The sequence below is a fragment of the Ruegeria sp. SCP11 genome (assembly GCF_040329455.1).
GTDB classification, from domain to species: Bacteria; Pseudomonadota; Alphaproteobacteria; order Rhodobacterales; family Rhodobacteraceae; genus Ruegeria; species Ruegeria atlantica_E.
On sequence record NZ_JBDZYG010000003.1, the window covers coordinates 131,270 to 149,837 of the forward strand.

General features: G+C 54.6%; 17 protein-coding genes. 9 read left to right on the forward strand and 8 right to left on the reverse strand.

The genetic code is table 11. From position 1 onward, the window contains the following. Window positions 1-3 precede the first annotated feature (3 nt). The 6 genes from ABLN94_RS06175 to ABLN94_RS06200 all read right to left on the reverse strand — a co-directional run bounded on the left by ABLN94_RS06175 (window position 4) and on the right by ABLN94_RS06200 (window position 7,997). On the reverse strand, window positions 4-201 hold the full coding sequence (locus ABLN94_RS06175; RefSeq protein ID WP_352990454.1) for a hypothetical protein: 198 nt from the start codon (window positions 199-201) through the stop codon (window positions 4-6). 767 nt (window positions 202-968) lie between these two features. Further along, window positions 969-2,750, reverse strand: a complete 1,782-nt coding sequence (locus ABLN94_RS06180) for an adenylate/guanylate cyclase domain-containing protein (RefSeq protein ID WP_352990457.1) — start codon at window positions 2,748-2,750, stop codon at window positions 969-971. Between the two features lie 347 nt (window positions 2,751-3,097). Beyond that, window positions 3,098-3,685 carry a LysE family translocator gene (locus ABLN94_RS06185; RefSeq protein WP_352990460.1) on the reverse strand — a complete coding sequence of 196 codons (588 nt, stop codon included), beginning with the start codon at window positions 3,683-3,685 and terminating at the stop codon, window positions 3,098-3,100. Window positions 3,686-4,068: 383 nt separating this feature from the next. Beyond that, a complete protein-coding gene (locus tag ABLN94_RS06190) occupies window positions 4,069-5,085 on the reverse strand; it encodes a GlxA family transcriptional regulator (protein WP_352990463.1) in 1,017 nt (338 codons plus the stop codon). A gap of 72 nt (window positions 5,086-5,157) precedes the next feature. Next, a complete protein-coding gene (nhaC, locus tag ABLN94_RS06195; protein ID WP_352990466.1) occupies window positions 5,158-6,630 on the reverse strand; it encodes a Na+/H+ antiporter NhaC in 1,473 nt (490 codons plus the stop codon). A gap of 446 nt (window positions 6,631-7,076) precedes the next feature. Beyond that, a complete protein-coding gene (locus tag ABLN94_RS06200; protein ID WP_352990468.1) occupies window positions 7,077-7,997 on the reverse strand; it encodes a LysR substrate-binding domain-containing protein in 921 nt (306 codons plus the stop codon). A gap of 123 nt (window positions 7,998-8,120) precedes the next feature. Between ABLN94_RS06200 and ABLN94_RS06205 the strand changes: the two genes are divergently transcribed. The 8 genes from ABLN94_RS06205 to ABLN94_RS06240 all read left to right on the forward strand — a co-directional run bounded on the left by ABLN94_RS06205 (window position 8,121) and on the right by ABLN94_RS06240 (window position 15,299). Continuing rightward, complete coding sequence (locus ABLN94_RS06205; protein WP_352990470.1) at window positions 8,121-8,600, forward strand: TRAP transporter small permease; 480 nt, start codon at window positions 8,121-8,123, stop codon at window positions 8,598-8,600. Continuing rightward, the gene (locus ABLN94_RS06210; protein WP_170496448.1) at window positions 8,593-9,891 is read left to right on the forward strand and encodes a TRAP transporter large permease; all 1,299 of its coding nucleotides are present in this window, start codon (window positions 8,593-8,595) and stop codon (window positions 9,889-9,891) included. The genes ABLN94_RS06205 and ABLN94_RS06210 overlap by 8 nt, the downstream gene beginning before the upstream one ends. 35 nt (window positions 9,892-9,926) lie before the next feature. Further along, window positions 9,927-10,916 carry a TRAP transporter substrate-binding protein DctP gene (gene dctP / locus ABLN94_RS06215; RefSeq protein ID WP_352990472.1) on the forward strand — a complete coding sequence of 330 codons (990 nt, stop codon included), beginning with the start codon at window positions 9,927-9,929 and terminating at the stop codon, window positions 10,914-10,916. 82 nt (window positions 10,917-10,998) lie between these two features. Then, window positions 10,999-12,099, forward strand: a complete 1,101-nt coding sequence (locus ABLN94_RS06220; protein WP_170496444.1) for an NAD(P)/FAD-dependent oxidoreductase — start codon at window positions 10,999-11,001, stop codon at window positions 12,097-12,099. Then, window positions 12,074-12,388: a (2Fe-2S)-binding protein gene (locus ABLN94_RS06225; protein ID WP_170496442.1), complete on the forward strand. Its 315-nt coding sequence runs from the start codon at window positions 12,074-12,076 to the stop codon at window positions 12,386-12,388. Before ABLN94_RS06220 ends, ABLN94_RS06225 begins: the two co-directional genes overlap by 26 nt. After that, window positions 12,375-13,769 (forward strand): NAD(P)/FAD-dependent oxidoreductase, encoded by a 1,395-nt coding sequence (locus ABLN94_RS06230; RefSeq protein ID WP_352990475.1) that lies wholly within the window; start codon window positions 12,375-12,377, stop codon window positions 13,767-13,769. Before ABLN94_RS06225 ends, ABLN94_RS06230 begins: the two co-directional genes overlap by 14 nt. Window positions 13,770-13,782: 13 nt before the next feature. Next, the gene (locus ABLN94_RS06235) at window positions 13,783-14,127 is read left to right on the forward strand and encodes a RidA family protein (protein ID WP_352990478.1); all 345 of its coding nucleotides are present in this window, start codon (window positions 13,783-13,785) and stop codon (window positions 14,125-14,127) included. 974 nt (window positions 14,128-15,101) lie between these two features. Beyond that, window positions 15,102-15,299 (forward strand): hypothetical protein, encoded by a 198-nt coding sequence (locus tag ABLN94_RS06240; protein ID WP_352990481.1) that lies wholly within the window; start codon window positions 15,102-15,104, stop codon window positions 15,297-15,299. Window positions 15,300-16,247: 948 nt separating this feature from the next. On the opposite strand, the gene ABLN94_RS06245 is transcribed toward ABLN94_RS06240, so the two are convergent. Continuing rightward, complete coding sequence (locus ABLN94_RS06245; protein ID WP_352990484.1) at window positions 16,248-16,649, reverse strand: helix-turn-helix domain-containing protein; 402 nt, start codon at window positions 16,647-16,649, stop codon at window positions 16,248-16,250. A gap of 140 nt (window positions 16,650-16,789) precedes the next feature. Then, window positions 16,790-17,245, reverse strand: a complete 456-nt coding sequence (locus ABLN94_RS06250) for an Lrp/AsnC family transcriptional regulator (protein WP_352990487.1) — start codon at window positions 17,243-17,245, stop codon at window positions 16,790-16,792. Window positions 17,246-17,360: 115 nt separating this feature from the next. On the opposite strand from ABLN94_RS06250, the gene ABLN94_RS06255 reads away from it, so the two are divergent. After that, entirely contained in the window at window positions 17,361-18,560 is a 1,200-nt protein-coding gene (locus tag ABLN94_RS06255; RefSeq protein WP_352990489.1) for a methionine gamma-lyase, read from the forward strand. Window positions 18,561-18,568 lie beyond the last annotated feature (8 nt).

Sequence of the window (18,568 nt, forward strand, 5' to 3'; positions counted from 1 at the left end):
TGCTCATTGCGGGGCAGGGTTTGAAGCAGCCATCAGCGTTTTGACAAGTTGCCCCATTTCGTTTTCTTCAGGATTGGATAGAGTATTTACCAGCCAGTATACTGCGCGTGCATATTGACCGGGCACTTCAAGCAAGACCATCTCATCAGGCGAAACCTTTTTCGCATCGGCATATGACTTAACTACACGGTGAGACTCCATTATCGACCTCCCAGCAATAAAATATATAAAAATTCGCGTATACATAGTGGAGCTAAATCACACTCTCCTGTCAATTGTAGTTCCCGGCAGCCCTGACTTTCGGCAATTTCAAGCGCATGCGCCATTCTCAACCTTCCGTTATGCAAATCCTTAAATCAGGCCCAAAGGTGCTGATGTCAGACACCTCGTTCAGAACAAGGCCCCGCGATCCGAATAGATCAAGCGCTCAACAAAATGCGCGATCAAGCCGTGATGTTTTGTAGTCAAGATGTTTGCTCGTTTGGGGGTCTGCGTTCGTTTCAGGAGCAGAAGAAGCTAAGTAGGAAACGCTGGAATCTGGCGGATTTACATGGATAGCCCTCTAGGTTCTTCCGGGGGACCTAAGGCTTTCAACATGAAGGTCCGCTTCTTGGCCGCGCTAGCAATCAAGTCGCACCCGCAGCGAACGACCGCTATCCACCCGTCTTTGGAGGAGTACGATGTCCGCTTTGGGCTGACTGCGGTCCTTTGGAGCAATAGTGCGGATGGCAGCAATGTCCGCTTCTCTGCCATCTGAGAAGCGCGTGGGAATGTCCGGTTTGCGCGGTTCGCGACGTGCCGCACTTGCAAAGGGCTCAAGTGTGATCAATGGCAGTTCAGGCTTCAACTAGTTAGTCGATGTGTTCCGCAGATAAAAGCAGCAATGAGCCCAATGCGGACAAATAATGCAACTGCCAAGTCGCTGCCAAAGTAGGCACGCAATGGTCCACGGATCGCGTGGCGATCCCCTAGTCAAACCCTGCCTGTCGCAATTGCTCAAGCAAGTGTTCGAGGTGGCTCCGATCCTTATAGGGTTGCGAAGCCCCAAAACTCGAAAAATTGAAGTCCGGCTTAAGTTGCCGGAGCTTGGCAGCTATGCGCCGCGCTTCTTCACTCTTGCCGACCGCCAGATATGAGGCGACCAGAATAACGTAAACATGGACACTGCTCTGATCCCCGCTGAGCGCTGATGTCGCAGCAGCAATCGCCTCGTGGTATCGACCGGAACTGTACAGCGCACTGGCAAGTGTCGCCGGGTACATCGGAGGATGTACGGGTGTCAGACGCATCGCAAATTCCGCGTGCTCGAGCGCCTCGTTGAACTCGCCAAGGTAGTTCAGGACGCTCGCCTTGAGAGCATACGCGGCGGGGCAACTCGGTCGAGCGGAAATGGCGCACCCCGCCTCGCGGTGAGCATCATCGAATTCTCTGCGAATCAAATGCAGATGCGCGAGAACCAGACGAGGGTAACCCGTCACGTCGTCGAGTTCGATGGCCTCCCGAGAGCGCCGCTCGGCCAAAGCCTGCACTTCCGCGAGACGTTCACCGTCGGCTGAGAGCGCCTCGACCCAATAGGCCAGCGCGACCGTCGCGTATCCAACAGATGCCGTGGGCTCAAGCCGGATTGTTTGCTCAAGCAGATCCTGCGCATTGTGAAGCTCTAGGTTCGACTGTGCGCTCCAGAACTCATATTCGCCGCGTGCATAGGTATCTCGCGCAACCGGGTTGGTTAGAGATCCGCGTACCAACCGTGCGGCCTCGCTGCTGAGCAGCTTCACGTCCAGTGAAGTTACCACCTGTTCGATAATTTCGTCCTGAAGGGAAAAGAGGTCCTTCGAACCTGAGAAACTCCAGTCAAATTTCTCAGCCCAGAGATACTGACCTGTCGACACATCCATTAGTTGGATACTTACGCGGGCCCTGTCGCCTAGTTTCCGCAGATCACCCTTGAGAAGGTATTTCACGCTGAACTGACCGGCGATCTCTTGCTCTGTCATGGCTTTTGACTGTGCCAATTGCGGTGACTCGTCTTGGACGAGGATGAGACCGGGCAAGCGGGTCAGGGCGACGAGGATTCCGTTCGACAATGCGTCGACAAACCGTCCTTGTTCCGGGTCGTTGGACAAGTTTTCAAACGGTTTCAATGCCAGAGACGGAATGGACTGCTGATGTGTCGGCACTTGTTCGGCAGACTTGGAGCAAGCGGCGAAGGAAGGTTCTGCGCATTCGACATGACGGTAAGTCCGCACCGGTTTCTCGATGTTCTTGACCACCTGTTCGCCGACAAACTCGAAGCGGGCCGCCAGGTCGCGCCCGATGGCGTCGTGCACGGTGCCCGAAATGCAGATCCCACCCGGCTCCGCAAGGCTCTCCAGCCTGGCCGCTAGATTGATACCCTCGCCGTAAATGTCGTCCCCGTCAGGGATTACGTCGCCGAGATTAATGCCAATTCGGAGCTCTAAACTCCGGCCAGAAGGGGCCGCAGCATTCTTGTCAGACATAAGCCGCTGCATCTCGACGGCACACTCAACTGCATCCACAACGCTAGCGAACTCAGCCAGCGTCCCGTCGCCCATGAGCTTTACGACCCGACCGTCATATGCCCCTAACAAAGGATCAATTACTGAATTTCGGTAGTCCTTCAATGTTGCTAGAGCGACAACCTCATCAGCTTCCATCAAGCGGCTGTAACCGACAATGTCGGCTGTCAGGATCGCCGCAAGGCGGCGCTGCATGCGCTCAATAGCCATGTTGAACTCTAGCAAAATTCGCCGCGTATAGTATACCAAATCGCCGTTTATGGGTAATCCCGATCAAGACTTCCGCTGGTATGCCATGAAGTTGCTCGACCGGTTGTCTCAGATATTAAGCTAGATGACCGCTTAGTTGCGCGTCCTGTGAGTTCACCATTCAAACCTTGATGGTCTGCAATCCAACCTAAGCCTGACGAATGCAAATGCAGTTGTCAAATAGACCGAGAAAGGCAGGTAAGGGCTCATCCTGCCAGTCTATGCTTGCCGCAGAGAACGAGCGTTAAGAATCCAAACTGTTCATTCGTCAGATATCAGCGAACGATTGGTTTCGAGTAATTAATGGGCTACCGATCAACTCTTGCTAAAGCAAGGCCGACACCTGATCCAAACAACAGAACGCCTGTCAGTTTGTGGCGAAGCCGCCCCAGCTTGGCTAATAGCGGGCGCGCAGTCTGGGCAGAAGCCGCCCATATGAGATCACCAAAAAATATCACGGCAAGGTAAATTGCCGCTGTAACCAGTAGTGCGCCCGAACCTGATCCGGGCGCGACGAACTGCGGAAGAAAGGTAGCGTTGAATATCAACGTCTTCGGATTGATGGTTGCCAGAAAAAGACCCTGCCAGAAAAGGGTTTTGAGCGGTTTTCCACTCGCTTTACGCTCTTCAAGATCTGCGACGCCCTGCCGCCATGCAATGATGCCTAGATAGAGCAGGTAAGCCACGCCGACCCATTTCAGCCAAAGAAAGGCAGACGCCGCAAATTCCAAAAGTACTGCCAGCCCAAGAACTACGACCGCGAGTTGCAATGCTACACCGATAGTCGTTCCCAACACCGTCACAGCGCCGAAGCAGAACCCGAAAGCTAGCGTGTTTGCGACGATAAGAGCGACATTGGGGCCAGGTATGGCGACGAGAAGGGCGGTCGCGCTCACAAGCGCGAATGCAAGGCTTAGATCCATGGGAAACTCCTGTAAGGACTATCATAAGCTGACATCGGCGGAATGTCAGTAAAAGTCCGCGCCTCCGCCATCTGCACACCACACAGAGAATGTCCGATTTAACGTGGTTCGCGACCTGCTGCATGAGCGAAAGACCGAAGTGTGATCAAGGTCTGGTAAGGGCTCATTCCAGACCTCGGATGCACCGCAGTATCTGACCCGTGGAAAGCTATCCGCACAAACAAGGGCGGCCCATTGCGGACATTTACCGTACTGGATGTGCCGCATAGCAGCGTTCCCAAACGGACCTTGGTTGACTGCAGAGAAAGTACTGGGGTACGTTCAGAGGTCTCAAATTATGACTGTTCAGACGCAAATTATTCACGTCTTTCTGACCACCCCCTTCTGAATGAAGTTGGCGCTTCGCCGTAGCGTTTCTTGAATCGTACCGTAAGTTGTGTAGCGCTGCTAAAGCCTGTGGCTGCCGCGATTTCCGCAACCGCCATCTCGGTTTCGCTAAGCAATGCGAAAGCCCTCGAAACGCGCAATTCTATATAAAACTGTACAGGCGAAGTTTCGACATACTTTTGGAAAAGGCGCTCCAACTGGCGACGAGATATCTGCACGGCTTCTGCTATTTCAGAGATATCTAACGGCTCTTCCAAGTTTTCTTGCATGATCTGCATCGCATTGATCAGGTACTGATTACGACTACCCAACGCCACCGAAAAGGCTGATTTCTGAAGCGTTTTACTATTGTTGGACCGAAAGTGGATGCACATGTCCGAAACGATGACCGCCAGATCATTTCCGAAATCGGATTCGATCATGTCCAACATCATGTCAGTCGCGGCATTTCCGCCGCCACATGTCATAAGCTCATTGTCTATCTCATACAGGTTGGACGACGGCTCCAAGTCATCAAAATGTTCGACGAAAGCAGGGTGGTTTTCCCAATGCAATGTGAATCTTTTACCTGACAGAACTCCAGCCTTAGCAAGGGCGAAAGCTCCCGTGCAAATACCACCCAGATTACATCCAAAGGTTCTTTGGCGGCTGATCCACGACAGGATTTTGGGGTTTGTACTTTCCGCCGGTTCAATACCCGAGCAAACAAACAGCCGCGACGATCGCGGTAGGTTGTGCAACGCAAAATCCGGCGTAATTTCAATCCCATTCGAACAGGAGACCGGATTTCCATCTTCGGTGATCAGAAACCATTTATACAGTTCTTTGTTTGTAACTTGATTAGCGATTCTCAGAGGTTCCACTGCAGCGCTAAAGGCCAGCATAGTCAGCTTAGGCAGTAGCAGGAAATAGATCTCCTTGGCCGATCCATCATAGTCTATGCGATAGCTGGCCGCGCCCTTTGGGACAAAGTTTCTCGGGTTCATTTTCTCTCCTCCCAGTGTCAACCAAGGCGGATGAAGGGCACCAACACCCGAATTGGTGTTGGTGCAGAACGGTCAGGCACCCATCTGCGCAACAGGTTCGCCGCTTTCCTCCCAGGAGCGGACCTCTTCTTCGCTTGCTTTAGGCGAAAAGAGCCCTGTCATGGCATAGAAGATACCGATGACCGGTGACAGCCAGCAAGCGAATGCAAGCGGAATATACAGCAGGTTTTCGAAATTTCCGTCCGCAATTCCCAGGCCAAGCGCAGTGATCACGAACGCACCACCCGCATTCCACGGGATCAGAGGGGACACCAGTGTTCCGCCTTCCTCGACTGCCCGGGATAGGTTCAGTGGGGAATAGCCCATCGCGCGATAGACTGGTGCATACATCCGTCCTGGCAGTGCAATTGACAGATAGGGGTCACCCGCAACGGTGTTGGTCGCGACAGAGGTTAGGATCGCCGAGGTTTGAATTCCGGCAAACGTTTTCACCTTCGAGATGACAACTTTGATGATGGCCTGAAGGCAACCTACGCGTTCAAGCGCTCCACCAAAACCAAGGGCCAGCAACACCAGTGAGATTGTCCACATCATCGACTGGATGCCGCCACGGTTCAGCAGAGGATCGATCTCCGGAACCCCAGTATCGATCGAGTAACCGCTATTGGCGAAGGTGAACGTCTCATGCAGGCCAGCTCCCTGACAGAAGATAGCCATGATGCCGCCCGCAACGGCGCCTGCAAACAGTGACGGGATCGGAGGTTGTTTCATGACTGCCAGCACGATGACCAGAACAGCCGGAAACAGCATGATCGGCGAGATCCAGAACGCGTCGTCCAGTGCAGTTGTGATTGCATGAATGCGGTCAAACGAAACTTGAGACGTATCGATCAGAGTGAAACCAACAACAAAGTAAATCACCAGCGCAATCAGCATCGAAGGCACCGTGGTCGGAAGCATATTCCGAATGTGATCGAACAGATTAGTCCCCGTCACGGCAGGTGCCAGGTTTGTCGTGTCTGATAAAGGCGAGATCTTGTCTCCAAAGAATGCGCCAGAGACCACCGCCCCCGCCGTCCAGTACATGGGAATACCGAACCCGGCACCGATCCCCATCAAAGCCAGGCCGACCGTGCCAGTCGTTCCCCACGAGGTGCCCAATGAAACAGAGACAATAGAGCAAAGGACCATTCCTGCGGCAAGGAAAAGCTCAGGCGACAAAATCTTGAGACCATAGTAAATCAGCGTCGGGACAGTACCGCTTGCGATCCACACACCAATGATCATTCCCACTGTGATCAGTATCGACACTGACGGCAGGGAGATATTGATGACGTGGAACACGCCTTCTTCGATGCTCGGCCATTTGTGACCCAACATGAGGCCAACGATGCCAGTGATTGCGATCCCAAATGCCAGTGGTATGTGCGGGGTAAAGTCCCCGAAATAGAAAAGCTGCAGTCCAAGCACACACAGGGTAAGTACTATTGGCACAAGGGCCAGCACTAAGCCGGGCTGCCGTATGTTGTCTTCATTCGCAGACATGTGGGTCTCCTCCTTTGGAATGATCCAGAACCGTGATGATCTGCGGAAGAAACCAAGTTTGGCGGAGTGAGACTGTCGGTCAGAGCGCACATCTTGTTAGAATTTGCGACATTGCGGCGTCGCATTTTGTCGTCTTCGAATGAACTGAAGATCGACCATTGCGATCACGCCAAACAAAATACCTGCGTTTAGGCCATCTCACCTCCTTTATTGGAGCACCTTACAAATTTTGCTCGAATTGAAGTGGTTCTGTTGGTCACGGCCCTTTGCGAACACTCGAAATTGTGTTGGCATGCTTCGGTCGAAGCCCGCTTTTCAGGCATTCGCCGCACAGGCAAAGCTTAACGGTCGGCGAACTCGCAGAAAGCGCAACAAAGCAGACTTCCGCTATAGCTGCACCTACGCCCGGTTGTGGAACCGGCCATTGCACTGGTGTTGAAGCGAGATTAGGGAAAAACGTTTTCTTTCATAGCGTTTATGTCCTCAGCCAGTTTCTGGCTAAAGCTCTGAGTTATCAAAGACGCCGGGCGATGTGCGGGGGTGAGAATTGAAACGCTGCTGCTGATTCTGGGGCTAAAGCGGCGAAATACTATGCCACCGGTGCCGTGCAGGGGATCGTTGCAGCTAAAAGCTGTAATCAAATCACAAATCAAATAGCACAGGCCCGCTTTGACAAACTGTAACCCAGGTAAGAACGTCCGCAGCTCGAACCTGCGCTCAAAACTCTTTCCAGTGTTCTTGAAGGCCGCAGAGGTCTGCAGGAAAGTCGGATGCTCTGAGAAAAGCGTTGCCAGATTTGCGCCATCCAGATCTTCTGTTGAAATCAGGGATTTTGCAGCCAACGGGTCCGAAGCGGGCATGGCACACAGGCATTCCAGATCGAAATCCTGCTGATGAATCGACTTTCGTGGCTCAGGTGTTTCGGTAAAACCGAGATCGTATTGCTGCGAGGCGATCAGTTCCTCGATGACTTTGGACGAACGCATCATCAACGACGCCTTGATAGCGGGTTTGTCTTGCAAAAACTGGCCGAGAACGCCCGGCATGAAGAACCCTGATGCGGCTGGGTGGCAAGCGACGCGTAGGCGGCCACGCTTCAGGTTCGATATTTCCTGCAAAGTATGCGTGGATTGTGTAAGCCGCGACAGGACGGCCTCGGCCTCTTCCAAAAAATAGTGCGCTTCGGGCGTTGGCGTCAGCCGGCCATGCTCTCGTTCGAACAGCCGAAATCCGATCTCATTCTCCAGGCCTGCAATCATCGCACTGACCGACGGTTGCGTGCGCCCGAGCGTGCGCCCGGCTTCGGAAATGGACCCAGTGCGGAGCACTTCGCGAAATGTAGTGAGTTGACGGATTGTCAGGTTCATGTGGTTGCAACCCCCTTTGGCCATAGAAACAAACTATGGATACAACGTAATTTTCAATTTGCTTCTATGGAAGAGGAGAAAGTAGGTACTGCGGCGACGGACAATCACGTCGCGAGGGGGGGAATGGAACGCTTCGTAAAATACCTGCTGACCAGCATCATTTGCATCGTGGCCTTGGGCCAATTTGTTCAGGTCATCACCCGATATGTACTGCAAATACCGGTGATGGGGCTTGAGGAAACTATGGCCTACCCGGCGCTGTGGCTCTACGTCCTTGGGGCGGTAAATGCCTCGCGGGAAAACACTCATATCCGCGCAAATGTGCTTGAGATCTTCCTGAAGACGCCGCGCCAGCATGTCATTCTGGCGATTATCGGCGAAGTGATCAGCCTGATTGTCGGGCTCTGGCTGCTGAGTTGGTCTTGGGAATTCACCCGCTATTCATGGCGCGTCTGGAAAGAGAGTCCGACGCTCTACATTCCCACATTCTATGCCGAAGTCGCTCTGACAATCGGTCTGGCGCTGATGATGATCTACACAGCGATCCATCTGGTCCGCCACATTCTTGGATATGATACTGACGAGGAGGTTCACCTTGGTTGAAGTCGCCCTACTTGCCGTCGCTGTCTTGGTGATTCTGCTGACCCTCGGGGTTCCGCTGCCTTATTGCTTCGGCGGAGCGTTGATGGTGATGTATTTCATCGGCGGCGCCACTATGAAGGGCAATATGCTCTGGGGTTTCCAGCAACTTGGAAACCCGATTTTGCTGGCCATTCCGCTATTTGTTCTGGCCGGATCCATCATGAGCGAAAGCGGTATTGCTGCCTCTCTGTTACGTTTCGTCAGTGCCTTTATCGGTCACGTGCGTGGCGGTCTGGGTGTCGTGGCGGCGGTTAGCTGCGCAGTGATCGGGGCGATCTCGGGGTCCGGCCTGACCGGCATTGCGGCGATCGGACCGCTGTTGATCCCAGAAATGGAAAAGCGCGGCTATCCCCGCGAATACGCGACCGCATTGATTGCCAATTCCTCGATCCTTGGTTTGCTGATCCCACCCTCGGTCACCATGATCATCTACGGTTGGGTCACCGACACCTCGATCCTCGCCTGTTTTCTCGCGACGCTTGGGCCGGGTCTGTTCATCATGTTCAACTTTTCAATGGTGAACCTATGGATGTCGCGCAAGTTCAACCTGATACTGGATGAAAAACCCACGTTCAGCGAACTCAGCAGCGAAGTTGCCAAACGCGGCGCTCACGCCTTCCCCGCACTGTTGATGCCGGTAATTATCCTGGGCGGCATCTACGGCGGCATCATGACCCCGACCGAAGCTGCCGCGGTAGCGGTGATCTATGCACTGCCCGTCGGCTTTCTGATCTACAAGGGGCTAAGGTGGGAGAACTTCCTGATGGCGGGTAAGGAGTCTGCAACCGCCGTCGGTGCGATCCTGCTGATGATCCTGTTTTCGATGATCCTGAGCCAGATGTATGTGATGGAAGGTATCCCGCAGGCGCTGGTCGCCTCGATTTTCGAAATCACCGACAATAAGGTCCTGCTGCTTATCCTGATCAACATTATGCTGTTTCTGGTCGGAATGGTCGTGAACGACGTGACCGCGATCATCCTGATAGCGCCGCTGCTCTTGCCTCTTATGAATGCCATTGGTGTCAGCCCGGTGCAGTTCGCCGCGATCATGGGGGTCAACACCGCGATGGGGGGCGTGACGCCACCCTATGCTTCGATCCTCTATCTCGGGGCGCGGATCGGCAACGTGAAGGTCACCAAGGTGATCCCGCCCGCGATGATCCTGATCGTGACTGGTTATGTGCCCGTAGTGTTCCTGACATCGCTCTGGCCAGACCTGTCGCTCTTCCTGCCCAGACTCTTTGGCTACTGATCCTGAACAAACTAAACCCTAACGGAGGAAACCCAATGAAACGCATGATGATAACTGCCGCGACCGGTGCGCTGATGGCTCTGTCGACCACCGCGATGGCGGCTGATCTGAAGATGAGCCATGTGCGCCCGCAAGGTACGACAATCGACGTCGAGCTGAACGCCTTTGCCGCCGCCGTGGATGAAGCAACCGGCGGTGACGTCAAAGTCAAAATTTATGCCGCCTCAGCGTTAGGCGACTATACAACAGTGCAGGAACGTATCTCGGTCGGCGCGGTCGACATGGCGACCCAGCCGGCCGCCGCCGCCGCAGACCGCAAGATGCAGATCAGCTCGTTCCCCTATCTCGCCGGGAACTGGGATCAGGCCCGTGCGATCTACGGTCCTGGCGGCGTGGTGCGTGAAACCATGGATGGGCTTTACGCCAATCAGGACATCACCATGCTGGCCGCCTATCCGGTTTACTTTGGTGGCATCGCGCTCAACACCGACGCAGTGTCGCCGGGCGATCCGTCGGTCGATAACGGCATCAAAGTGCGGGTGCCTGGCATCAAGAGCTTCCAGTTGACTGGCGATGCATTGGGCTACATCCCCGCGCCTATCCCGTTTTCCGAAGCCTTCACGGCGGTGCAGACCGGCGTTGTTGACGGTGTGATCGGCTCGGGTGCCGAAGGCTATTATGCCTCGTTCCGCGACGTGACCAAAACCTACATCCCGGCCAATACCCATTTCGAAGTCTGGTACATGATCATCTCGAATGAATCCCTTGCCAACCTAGACGCCGAGGATCAGGACGCGCTGAAAGCGGCCGCGGCAGAATTTGAAGCGACCCGTTGGACCGTGGCGGAAGCCGACCAGAAAGCCAACGAACAGAAACTGGCCGATCTGGGAGCCACCATCGTCTCGCTAAGCGACGCGGAACTGGCCGCGATGTCGGCCAAGGTTCAAGCGGAAGTCTGGCCGGTCGTTCTCGAAGACGTGGGAGTGGAATGGGGTCAGGCGATCTTGGATAAAGTTTCCGAGTAAGCAGCCTCTCGTCTGATACAATCCGGGGCGACACCTTTTTTCGCCCCGGCTCTACTCAAACCTAAATTCAGAAACTGAGATCATGGAAACCGACTTTGCAATCATAGGCGGTGGTGTTGTCGGCCTGTCTGTTGCATGGGGACTATTAAAACGCGGCAAGCGCGTTGTGGTCCTCGATGGAGGCGACGGCAGCTTTCGAGCCAGTCGGGGAAATTTTGGACTTGTATGGGTGCAGTCCAAGGGGATCAAACAACCACGTTATGCCGCTTGGAGCCAGCAATCCGCCGCCGCATGGGCCGGGTTTGCCGATGAGCTTTCTGACGCGACCGGACATGACATGTCGCTTGAGCAGACGGGCGGCTACGACCTGCATTTCTCAGGAGAAACCCTGACGAAAACAGTCGCGCAATACGAGGAGCTGAAGGCGAAGCTGGACGGCAATTACCCATATGATGTTCTGGACCGGAAGGCGCTCCTCACGGAGGAGCCGGAGATCGGTCCCAAAGTCGTTGGTGCGATCCTTCACCATCAAGACGGTCATGTGAATCCATTGAAGTTGCTGCGGTCTCTCGCCGACGATGTCCGGCGGCTTGGTGGGCGGGTGCTGAACGAAAAAACTGTCACAGACGTCAGGAAATCGGATGTTTTTACTATCTCATGCGCGGACGGAAGCCACGTGCAGGCTGACAAGGTGATCCTTTCCGCTGGTTTGGGCGCAATGGAACTTGGACCCAAACTGGGCTTCAAAGCCCCAATCCGGCCACAGCGCGGTCAAGTGATGATCACCGAGAAGCTGCCAAAAATAATCAACCGCCCCTCGCTGATCGCACGGCAGGTAGATGAAGGTGGCGTCCAGATAGGTGCCACCAACGAAGAGGTGGGCCTGAATGACGGCGTCACCCAGCCTGGTCTTTCCGGCCTCGCTTCCGAGGCGGTCGCGGCCTACCCGGTGCTTGCCAAGGCGCAACTCGTGCGCAGTTGGGGGGCTTTGCGAATTCTGTCGCCCGATGGCTTGCCAATCTACCAGGAAAGTCCCGAGATGACCGGTGCTTTCCTAGTCACCTGCCACAGCGGCATCACCCTTGCGGCGGCCCACGCTCGTTTCCTGCCCGACTGGCTGGAAGGCACCAACGTCGCACCGAATCTGGAGGTGTTCAGTGAAGACCGCTTCGTCATTTCTTGAGTTGGAGGAAAGGCGCCGCCTGGTTCCAGTATGGTTCGAAGGCGGGGAACTGCAGCTGCCTGAAGGTTCAAATCTCGCGGCCGCAATGCTGGCCGCCGGTGTAGGAACTTTCAGGTACACACCGGTTTCGGGCGCTCCACGCGCGCCATTCTGCATGATGGGTGCCTGTTTCGACTGCCTCGTCGACGTTGACGGTGTGACCCGTCAAGCCTGCATGCTTGAAGTTACGGAAGGGTTGCGTTTGTCGATGCCGCGCAAAGGAAGGAACGTGATCGATGCAGATAACTGATCTTGTCATCATCGGGGCCGGCCCTGCCGGAATGGCCGCGGCAGCAACCGCCGCAAATGTTGGCCTGCATGTTATCCTTTTGGATGAGCAGCCCCGTCCGGGCGGACAAATCTACCGCGATGTGGATCGGGTCGCACCGGTCAGAGGCGAAATGCTTGGTAAGGACTATACAGACGGATTGTCCCTCACAGCAGGGCTGGATCACGGCAACATCACCCATATCAGCGGCGCGGTGGTTTGGGAGATCGAAGAGGGAATTCGGGTTCTCTACAGCGCTGACGGTCGGGGGGGGGCAATCGAAGCGAAACGCATCCTCATCGCCACAGGAGCCCTGGAACGCCCGATGCCGCTACCGGGCTGGACCTTGCCTGGCGTGATGACGGCGGGGGCGGCGCAAATTCTGTTGAAACAATCTGGCGTCCTGTCGAAAAACGCGGTTCTGGTCGGATCGGGACCGCTGCTATACCTGATCGCCACGCAGATGATACGGGCGGGCACACCGCCGCTGGCCCTAGTAGAAACGCAAACACGGACAGATCTTCTGCGGGCTCTTCCGCATCTGGGTGGAGCCCTTCGCGGTTGGCGATATTTGCTCAAAGGGGTGACAATGCTATCGGAAATCCGTCGCGCCGGGGTACGCCGCTACACTTCCGCGACGAATATTCTGATTGAAGGAGAAACTGCCGCCGACGGCATCCGCTTTACTGCGGACGGAAAGACCCGACATATTCCCTGCGACACAGTGCTCCTGCATCACGGTGTCGTGCCTAACACACAGGCGGCCCGTTCCATTGACGTGGCGCATCACTGGGACGCACGGCAGCACTGCTTCGCGCCTAACCTCGATGACTGGGGCGGGACAAATGTCGAAACGGTCCATATCGCCGGCGATGGCGCTGGCATCGGTGGCGCGAAAGTAGCCGCATTGGCAGGCCGCCTTGCAGCATTGAAAATGGCCGCCGATCTGGGTGCGACTTCGACGATCGAGAGGGACAACGCCGCCAAACCAATTCGGCGTAGTATCGCGCAGGAACTGGCGATGCGCCCTTTCCTTGACAAGGTATTTCCACCCGCAATCGAAGCCATAAGGCCTGTCGACGCGACTATCATCTGCCGCTGCGAAGAAATCACTGCGGGAGACATTCGTCGCCATGCCGATATCGGCTGCTCGGGTCCGAACCAGACCAAGGCCTTCAGTCGTGCCGGAATGGGACCATGCCAAGGCCGATATTGCGGCCTGACCGTAAGTAGCCTGCTGGCCGAAGCGAACAGCGCTACGATGGATGAAACCGGATACTATCGGATCAGGCCACCGTTGAAACCCGTGACTCTTGGCGAACTGGCAGCGATGGGCAGTTCGGTGAACAGCGCAACCAACTAAGAAAGAAGCCCCCATGATCGAACGTATCAACACCAGCCAACGCATGAGCAAGATCGTCAAACATAACGGCGTCGCGTTTCTCTGCGGGCAGGTCGGCGAAGGTGCCACAGTGGCAGAGCAAACCCGCGAATGCCTGTCTCGCGTCGATGCGCTTCTAGACAAAGCAGGTTCGTCGCGGGAACAGATGTTGCAAGCGATCATTTGGCTGTCCGACATGGCCGATTTTGGCGAGATGAACGACGTTTGGGATAACTGGGTTCCGGCCGGTTTCGCCCCGGCTCGCGCTTGCGGCGAGGCAAAGCTCGCTCGGCCGGATCTGAAAGTCGAGATAATCATCACCGCTGCGTGTAGTGCATGACGGCAAGCGGCTTGGAATAGGCACATACTATTCACTTCGAGATTAATAAGCTGACGTGTCTAGAATGAACCTAATTTGAACCTGGCTACGTCTTTAATGGCAGGAAAGCCAACCGCGGACCTACTGATCACAATCCAACTGATTGAATGTCCACTCTTTCAATTCGTGCGGTTAATATCACGGTTGCAGCGAATGACTGCTTCCCGCCCATTCTGTTAAAAAAGCAACCTGTTGCTGGCGCAGAATGCGATGATCTGAACACGGCGCAAACGCCTTTCTGATCAAGCTTTTCGTGTTTGCTGCGGTGCGGGAAGGCTTTGGTCGAGATATTGTTACCGGGCGGCGACCGTTTCAAAAGTGCACTTCATCGGGAAATGGGCAGTTGTATCCGCGCTTCGATGGGGACGACAAGAGGAAACCACCGAAGCGGTCGCATCTGTACTCCGGCAGCATTTCTGATTTCGCTGATAATGTGGCACTCAGAAAGAGGTATCTTGATCTTCATGATGTGCGCTAGAGAAACTAGACAACCCAAGAAAAAAATTGACGTAGCGCGTTTATGGGAGGATCCAACCACCGCTACGCGGCGGCGCCAGAACGCATCCCCTTTATCATGCGTGGGGAAACCTAGGACTTCGATATTCTAGGGATCTGGCGAACGGGCTTGAGCGAGGCGCTGAGCCATTCCTCGCCCACTTGCGTGATCGGGCCCATTGTTTGCGATTCAAACCCATCAAACAGATCCAGCTGTTGCTGGTCTCCATTTTTTTAAACCCGAACTGTCCCTTCGACTCACTCTCTGGCCAACCACAACAGAACCAATAACTATGGCTGCTCCTATAGACTGAGTGAGGCTATACGACTGCGTCACTGGTGCGAAGGGGCGACACGCCTGTGTTGCTGGTGTTGATTTCCGGGCGGTTGCCAGAAAACAATCAGCGCTCTATTTTCGACGAGGCTAGGAGGAAGGCGCGATGGCAAAACCTGAGAATCCGCATACATCGGAAAATGTTCCAAGCTGGTCAAACGATGAAAACTCAGATCGCCCCGCCAAAAACAGAGCTAAACCAGTTAACGACGCTGCTAGTGAACCAACTCGGCAAGAAAGACTTAGGGCGATTGCAGAAGATGCGGAAAGGCGCCTCAAGGGTTCAATGAAGTTGCTCTCTTGAAGTCGGCATCTGAAATGCCAAAGGGATTGCGACACACACATTCGAAGCGCAACCTTCTTTACGCTCCGCGGAAAGTTGCCGGCTTCCCAATGAGCATTTAGAAGCAATGGAGCATAAAAACGTTCAGGTAAGCATAAACGCAAATCGGGTGCCGCCCCTGAGCACTCCTCCCTACGATCACCTGTTCTCTCTATGCACTCCGGGTCTCTACATACCTCTCTGCGCATCGGCACCTCTTAAACTTGGTTGTCGCTCTCGAGGGCGCTGTTGCGTGTTGGTGCTCTCTTTGGTGATTGTAATCTACGTGCGTCTATTTCCTGTCTATGAGCAATTGTCGGTTTCTTCTCTCCAGAGTAGCTCAATACATTGCCTGGCTTGGACCTGCGTGTTTGCTCTCTATGTGCTTCTCTCTCAGGAGCGCTGTGCTCTGGCCTGAGCTACGTCCTTGTCTGTTTGTGTGCCAAATGTCGTCTGACCTGTGTTTCGTCGCTGTGTGCGCTTTTCTGGCCTGTGTTGGGATGTGTTGTCTTCAGAGAGCCATATATTATTGGGTTTCGCTGGTTCAAAGGTTTACATTTTTGTCGAAAAACCCTGATTTCGGCCCGGATCTGTCAACTTAGTGTAAACCTTTTGGCCCGAAATCGGTTCTTTTGAGAGGTATAAGGTTTACATTCCGTCGATCCCGGCCGGCGCGATGTAAACCTTTGTCAACCTTATGCAACCTTTTGACGTTGTCGCGGGATCCGGCGAGGTAGGACGAACCAGCCATTCCTCACCGCAGGGCCTATGCCGACTACTTCTTAGCTCTGCGAGCTGCGCAGAGGTGACGTAGAAGCTGCACCCGCCGCAACGTAGGCTCAGGATCGCTTCCGTTGCTTACATCGCGGAGGAACCGCAACCAGGCGCGCTCATTCAACGTCAGGTCGTCTTTCCATTCACACATGGCAGCTATCTCCCGAAAATGGCCTTGATCGCCGTCTCTGACCGACTGGTCAGCCGAGGATCTGTGTTGTTGGAGGCCTTACGAATTGCTTTCAGCCACCCAGTTTCATTCGACGTAACAGGTTCTCCGAACACCTCGACAACTGCCTCGGCTGCAGTCAGGCCGATCGACTGCTCAATTGCGAGGCGCATAAGGTAGGCAGCGTCGCATTCCAAAGCTTTCGCCAAAGCCGGGACGCGATCCAATGCCACCTTTGAACTACCCTGCTTGATCATCGTGATCATGTTCGGGTTGACGTATCCCACCTGCGCCGCGATCTCGGCTTGGCTCTTGGTAGGTTTCAATTCGAGCACCCTCCGTTCGACATACGTCGCCATCCGGGTGTCTCCATACGGTTTATTTGTCATCGCTATCCTCTCAGAAGTGATGCAGCACGAGCTGCATGTCTTTGATATAGCGACGGTGAGAATGGGAAATTGCGGAGGGAAAAAATCAATCAACTAAAATGTTTAACCGATAGGCAACAACTCATTCTAACTGAGTCCATCTATCCGGGCGGAAAAACAGAAGTCTTTTTTACTGTTCCATAGACAAAGCTGGTATCGATCGAGGCTATCCCGCCGATCGGGTGAATTCGGTGACGAATAAATTCCTCATAGGCCTCGAGATCCGATACCAAAACCCGCAATTGATAGTCCATTGCCCCGGTCAGCACGTGGCATTCAAGAACTTCATCGATCATCCGAACGCGTTTCTCGAAGTTCAGAACGTCCGTTTCGTTGTGTCGCTCCAATCTGATACGCACGAAGACAGTAATGGCCATCCCATACGCGGCAGCGTCAACGTCGGCGCTGTATCCCTTTATCACTCCGTTGGCTTCTAGGTTTTTGACCCGGCGCAAACACGGTGAGGGAGACAAGTTCACCTCGTCGGCAAGATCCTGGTTCGTCATGCGCCCGTCCCGCTGCAGCGCCCGAATGATCTGCCTGTCCTTTGCGTCCATTTTACCCCCATTCTTAGCAGAAAATGCCAATTTTTCCACTCAAGTTGGTATATTTCGCAACCATTCACCCAAAGTAAAGGCGCAATCTAGCCATAACATGAATCAGGAGCTTGTAATGACTCGTTCAACCGGATTTGCCACGCGCGCCATTCACCACGCTTATAACCCTCTGGAAAATGACGGTGCGCTGACACCACCGCTGCATTTGACGTCCACGTTTACCTTTGAAACCGCAGAGGCTGGTGGAGAGATGTTCGCCGGCGAGCGTGAAGGTCATATCTACAGCCGTATTTCAAACCCCACATGCGACCTTCTTGAACAACGCATTGCCGGGCTTGAGGGGGCCGAGGCTGGGCTAGCTCTCTCAAGCGGCATGGGGGCGATCACGGCAGTGCTTTGGACCCTGCTGTCGCCAGGTGACGAAGTCATCGTGGACAAAACGCTCTATGGCTGCACCTTCGCCTTTATGCGTCATGGTTTGGCGAAATGGGGTGTCACGATCACACATGTCGACATGACAGACCCTGAGAACTTGAAAGCAGCCGTTTCTGACAAAACCCGCGTCGTCTATTTCGAAACTCCGGCTAATCCGAACATGCGCTTGGTGGACATCGCCGCCAGCGCCGAAATTGCGCACTCGGTCGGTGCAACGGTCGTCGTCGACAATACGTATGCCAGCCCGTATCTGACTCGCCCGATCGAACACGGAGCAGATATCGTTCTGCACTCCGCCACCAAATACCTGGGTGGGCATGGCGATGTGGTTGCCGGTCTGGTTGTCGGGTCCGCCGAACAGATTGCTGAGATCCGCCTTGTTGGGATGAAGGACATGACCGGCGCGGTAATGGCCCCTTTCAACGCGATGCTGATCCTGCGTGGTCTGAAGACACTGAACCTGCGTCTGGATCGCCACTGTGCGTCCGCCAAGGTCGTCGCGGACTTCCTCGAAGCACATCCCGCTGTCGGTGAGGTCTATTTCCCCGGACTTGAGAGTTTTGCCCAGCACTATGTCGCTCAGCGCCAGATGTCCCAACCCGGTGCCATGATAGCGTTTGAGATCAAGTCGGGCCTGTCAGGTGGGATTGAGTTCATGAACCGCCTGAACATGATTCAACGCGCAGTGTCCTTGGGCGACGCGGAAACACTGATCCAGCACCCCGCATCCATGACGCATTCGACGTATACCCCGGAAGAGCGTTCCGAGCATGGGATCAGCGATGGCCTGATCCGCCTGTCCGTCGGGCTGGAGGATGTCGAGGACATCCTTGCAGACCTAGAGCAAGCTTTGCCCTACCCTGCTCGCAGCGCCGCCTAAACCCGGAG

Bases quoted from the DNA above. Each gene is read 5' to 3' on its own strand.
- ABLN94_RS06175 (WP_352990454.1), bottom strand. From the start codon at position 201: ATGGAGTCTCACCGTGTAGTTAAGTCATATGCCGATGCGAAAAAGGTT.
- ABLN94_RS06180 (WP_352990457.1), bottom strand. From the start codon at position 2,750: ATGGCTATTGAGCGCATGCAGCGCCGCCTTGCGGCGATCCTGACAGCC.
- ABLN94_RS06190 (WP_352990463.1), bottom strand. From the start codon at position 5,085: ATGAACCCGAGAAACTTTGTCCCAAAGGGCGCGGCCAGCTATCGCATA.
- nhaC (WP_352990466.1), bottom strand. From the start codon at position 6,630: ATGTCTGCGAATGAAGACAACATACGGCAGCCCGGCTTAGTGCTGGCC.
- ABLN94_RS06200 (WP_352990468.1), bottom strand. From the start codon at position 7,997: ATGAACCTGACAATCCGTCAACTCACTACATTTCGCGAAGTGCTCCGC.
- ABLN94_RS06205 (WP_352990470.1), top strand. From the start codon at position 8,121: ATGGAACGCTTCGTAAAATACCTGCTGACCAGCATCATTTGCATCGTG.
- dctP (WP_352990472.1), top strand. From the start codon at position 9,927: ATGAAACGCATGATGATAACTGCCGCGACCGGTGCGCTGATGGCTCTG.
- ABLN94_RS06220 (WP_170496444.1), top strand. From the start codon at position 10,999: ATGGAAACCGACTTTGCAATCATAGGCGGTGGTGTTGTCGGCCTGTCT.
- ABLN94_RS06230 (WP_352990475.1), top strand. From the start codon at position 12,375: ATGCAGATAACTGATCTTGTCATCATCGGGGCCGGCCCTGCCGGAATG.
- ABLN94_RS06235 (WP_352990478.1), top strand. From the start codon at position 13,783: ATGATCGAACGTATCAACACCAGCCAACGCATGAGCAAGATCGTCAAA.
- ABLN94_RS06240 (WP_352990481.1), top strand. From the start codon at position 15,102: ATGGCAAAACCTGAGAATCCGCATACATCGGAAAATGTTCCAAGCTGG.
- ABLN94_RS06245 (WP_352990484.1), bottom strand. From the start codon at position 16,649: ATGACAAATAAACCGTATGGAGACACCCGGATGGCGACGTATGTCGAA.
- ABLN94_RS06250 (WP_352990487.1), bottom strand. From the start codon at position 17,245: ATGGACGCAAAGGACAGGCAGATCATTCGGGCGCTGCAGCGGGACGGG.
- ABLN94_RS06255 (WP_352990489.1), top strand. From the start codon at position 17,361: ATGACTCGTTCAACCGGATTTGCCACGCGCGCCATTCACCACGCTTAT.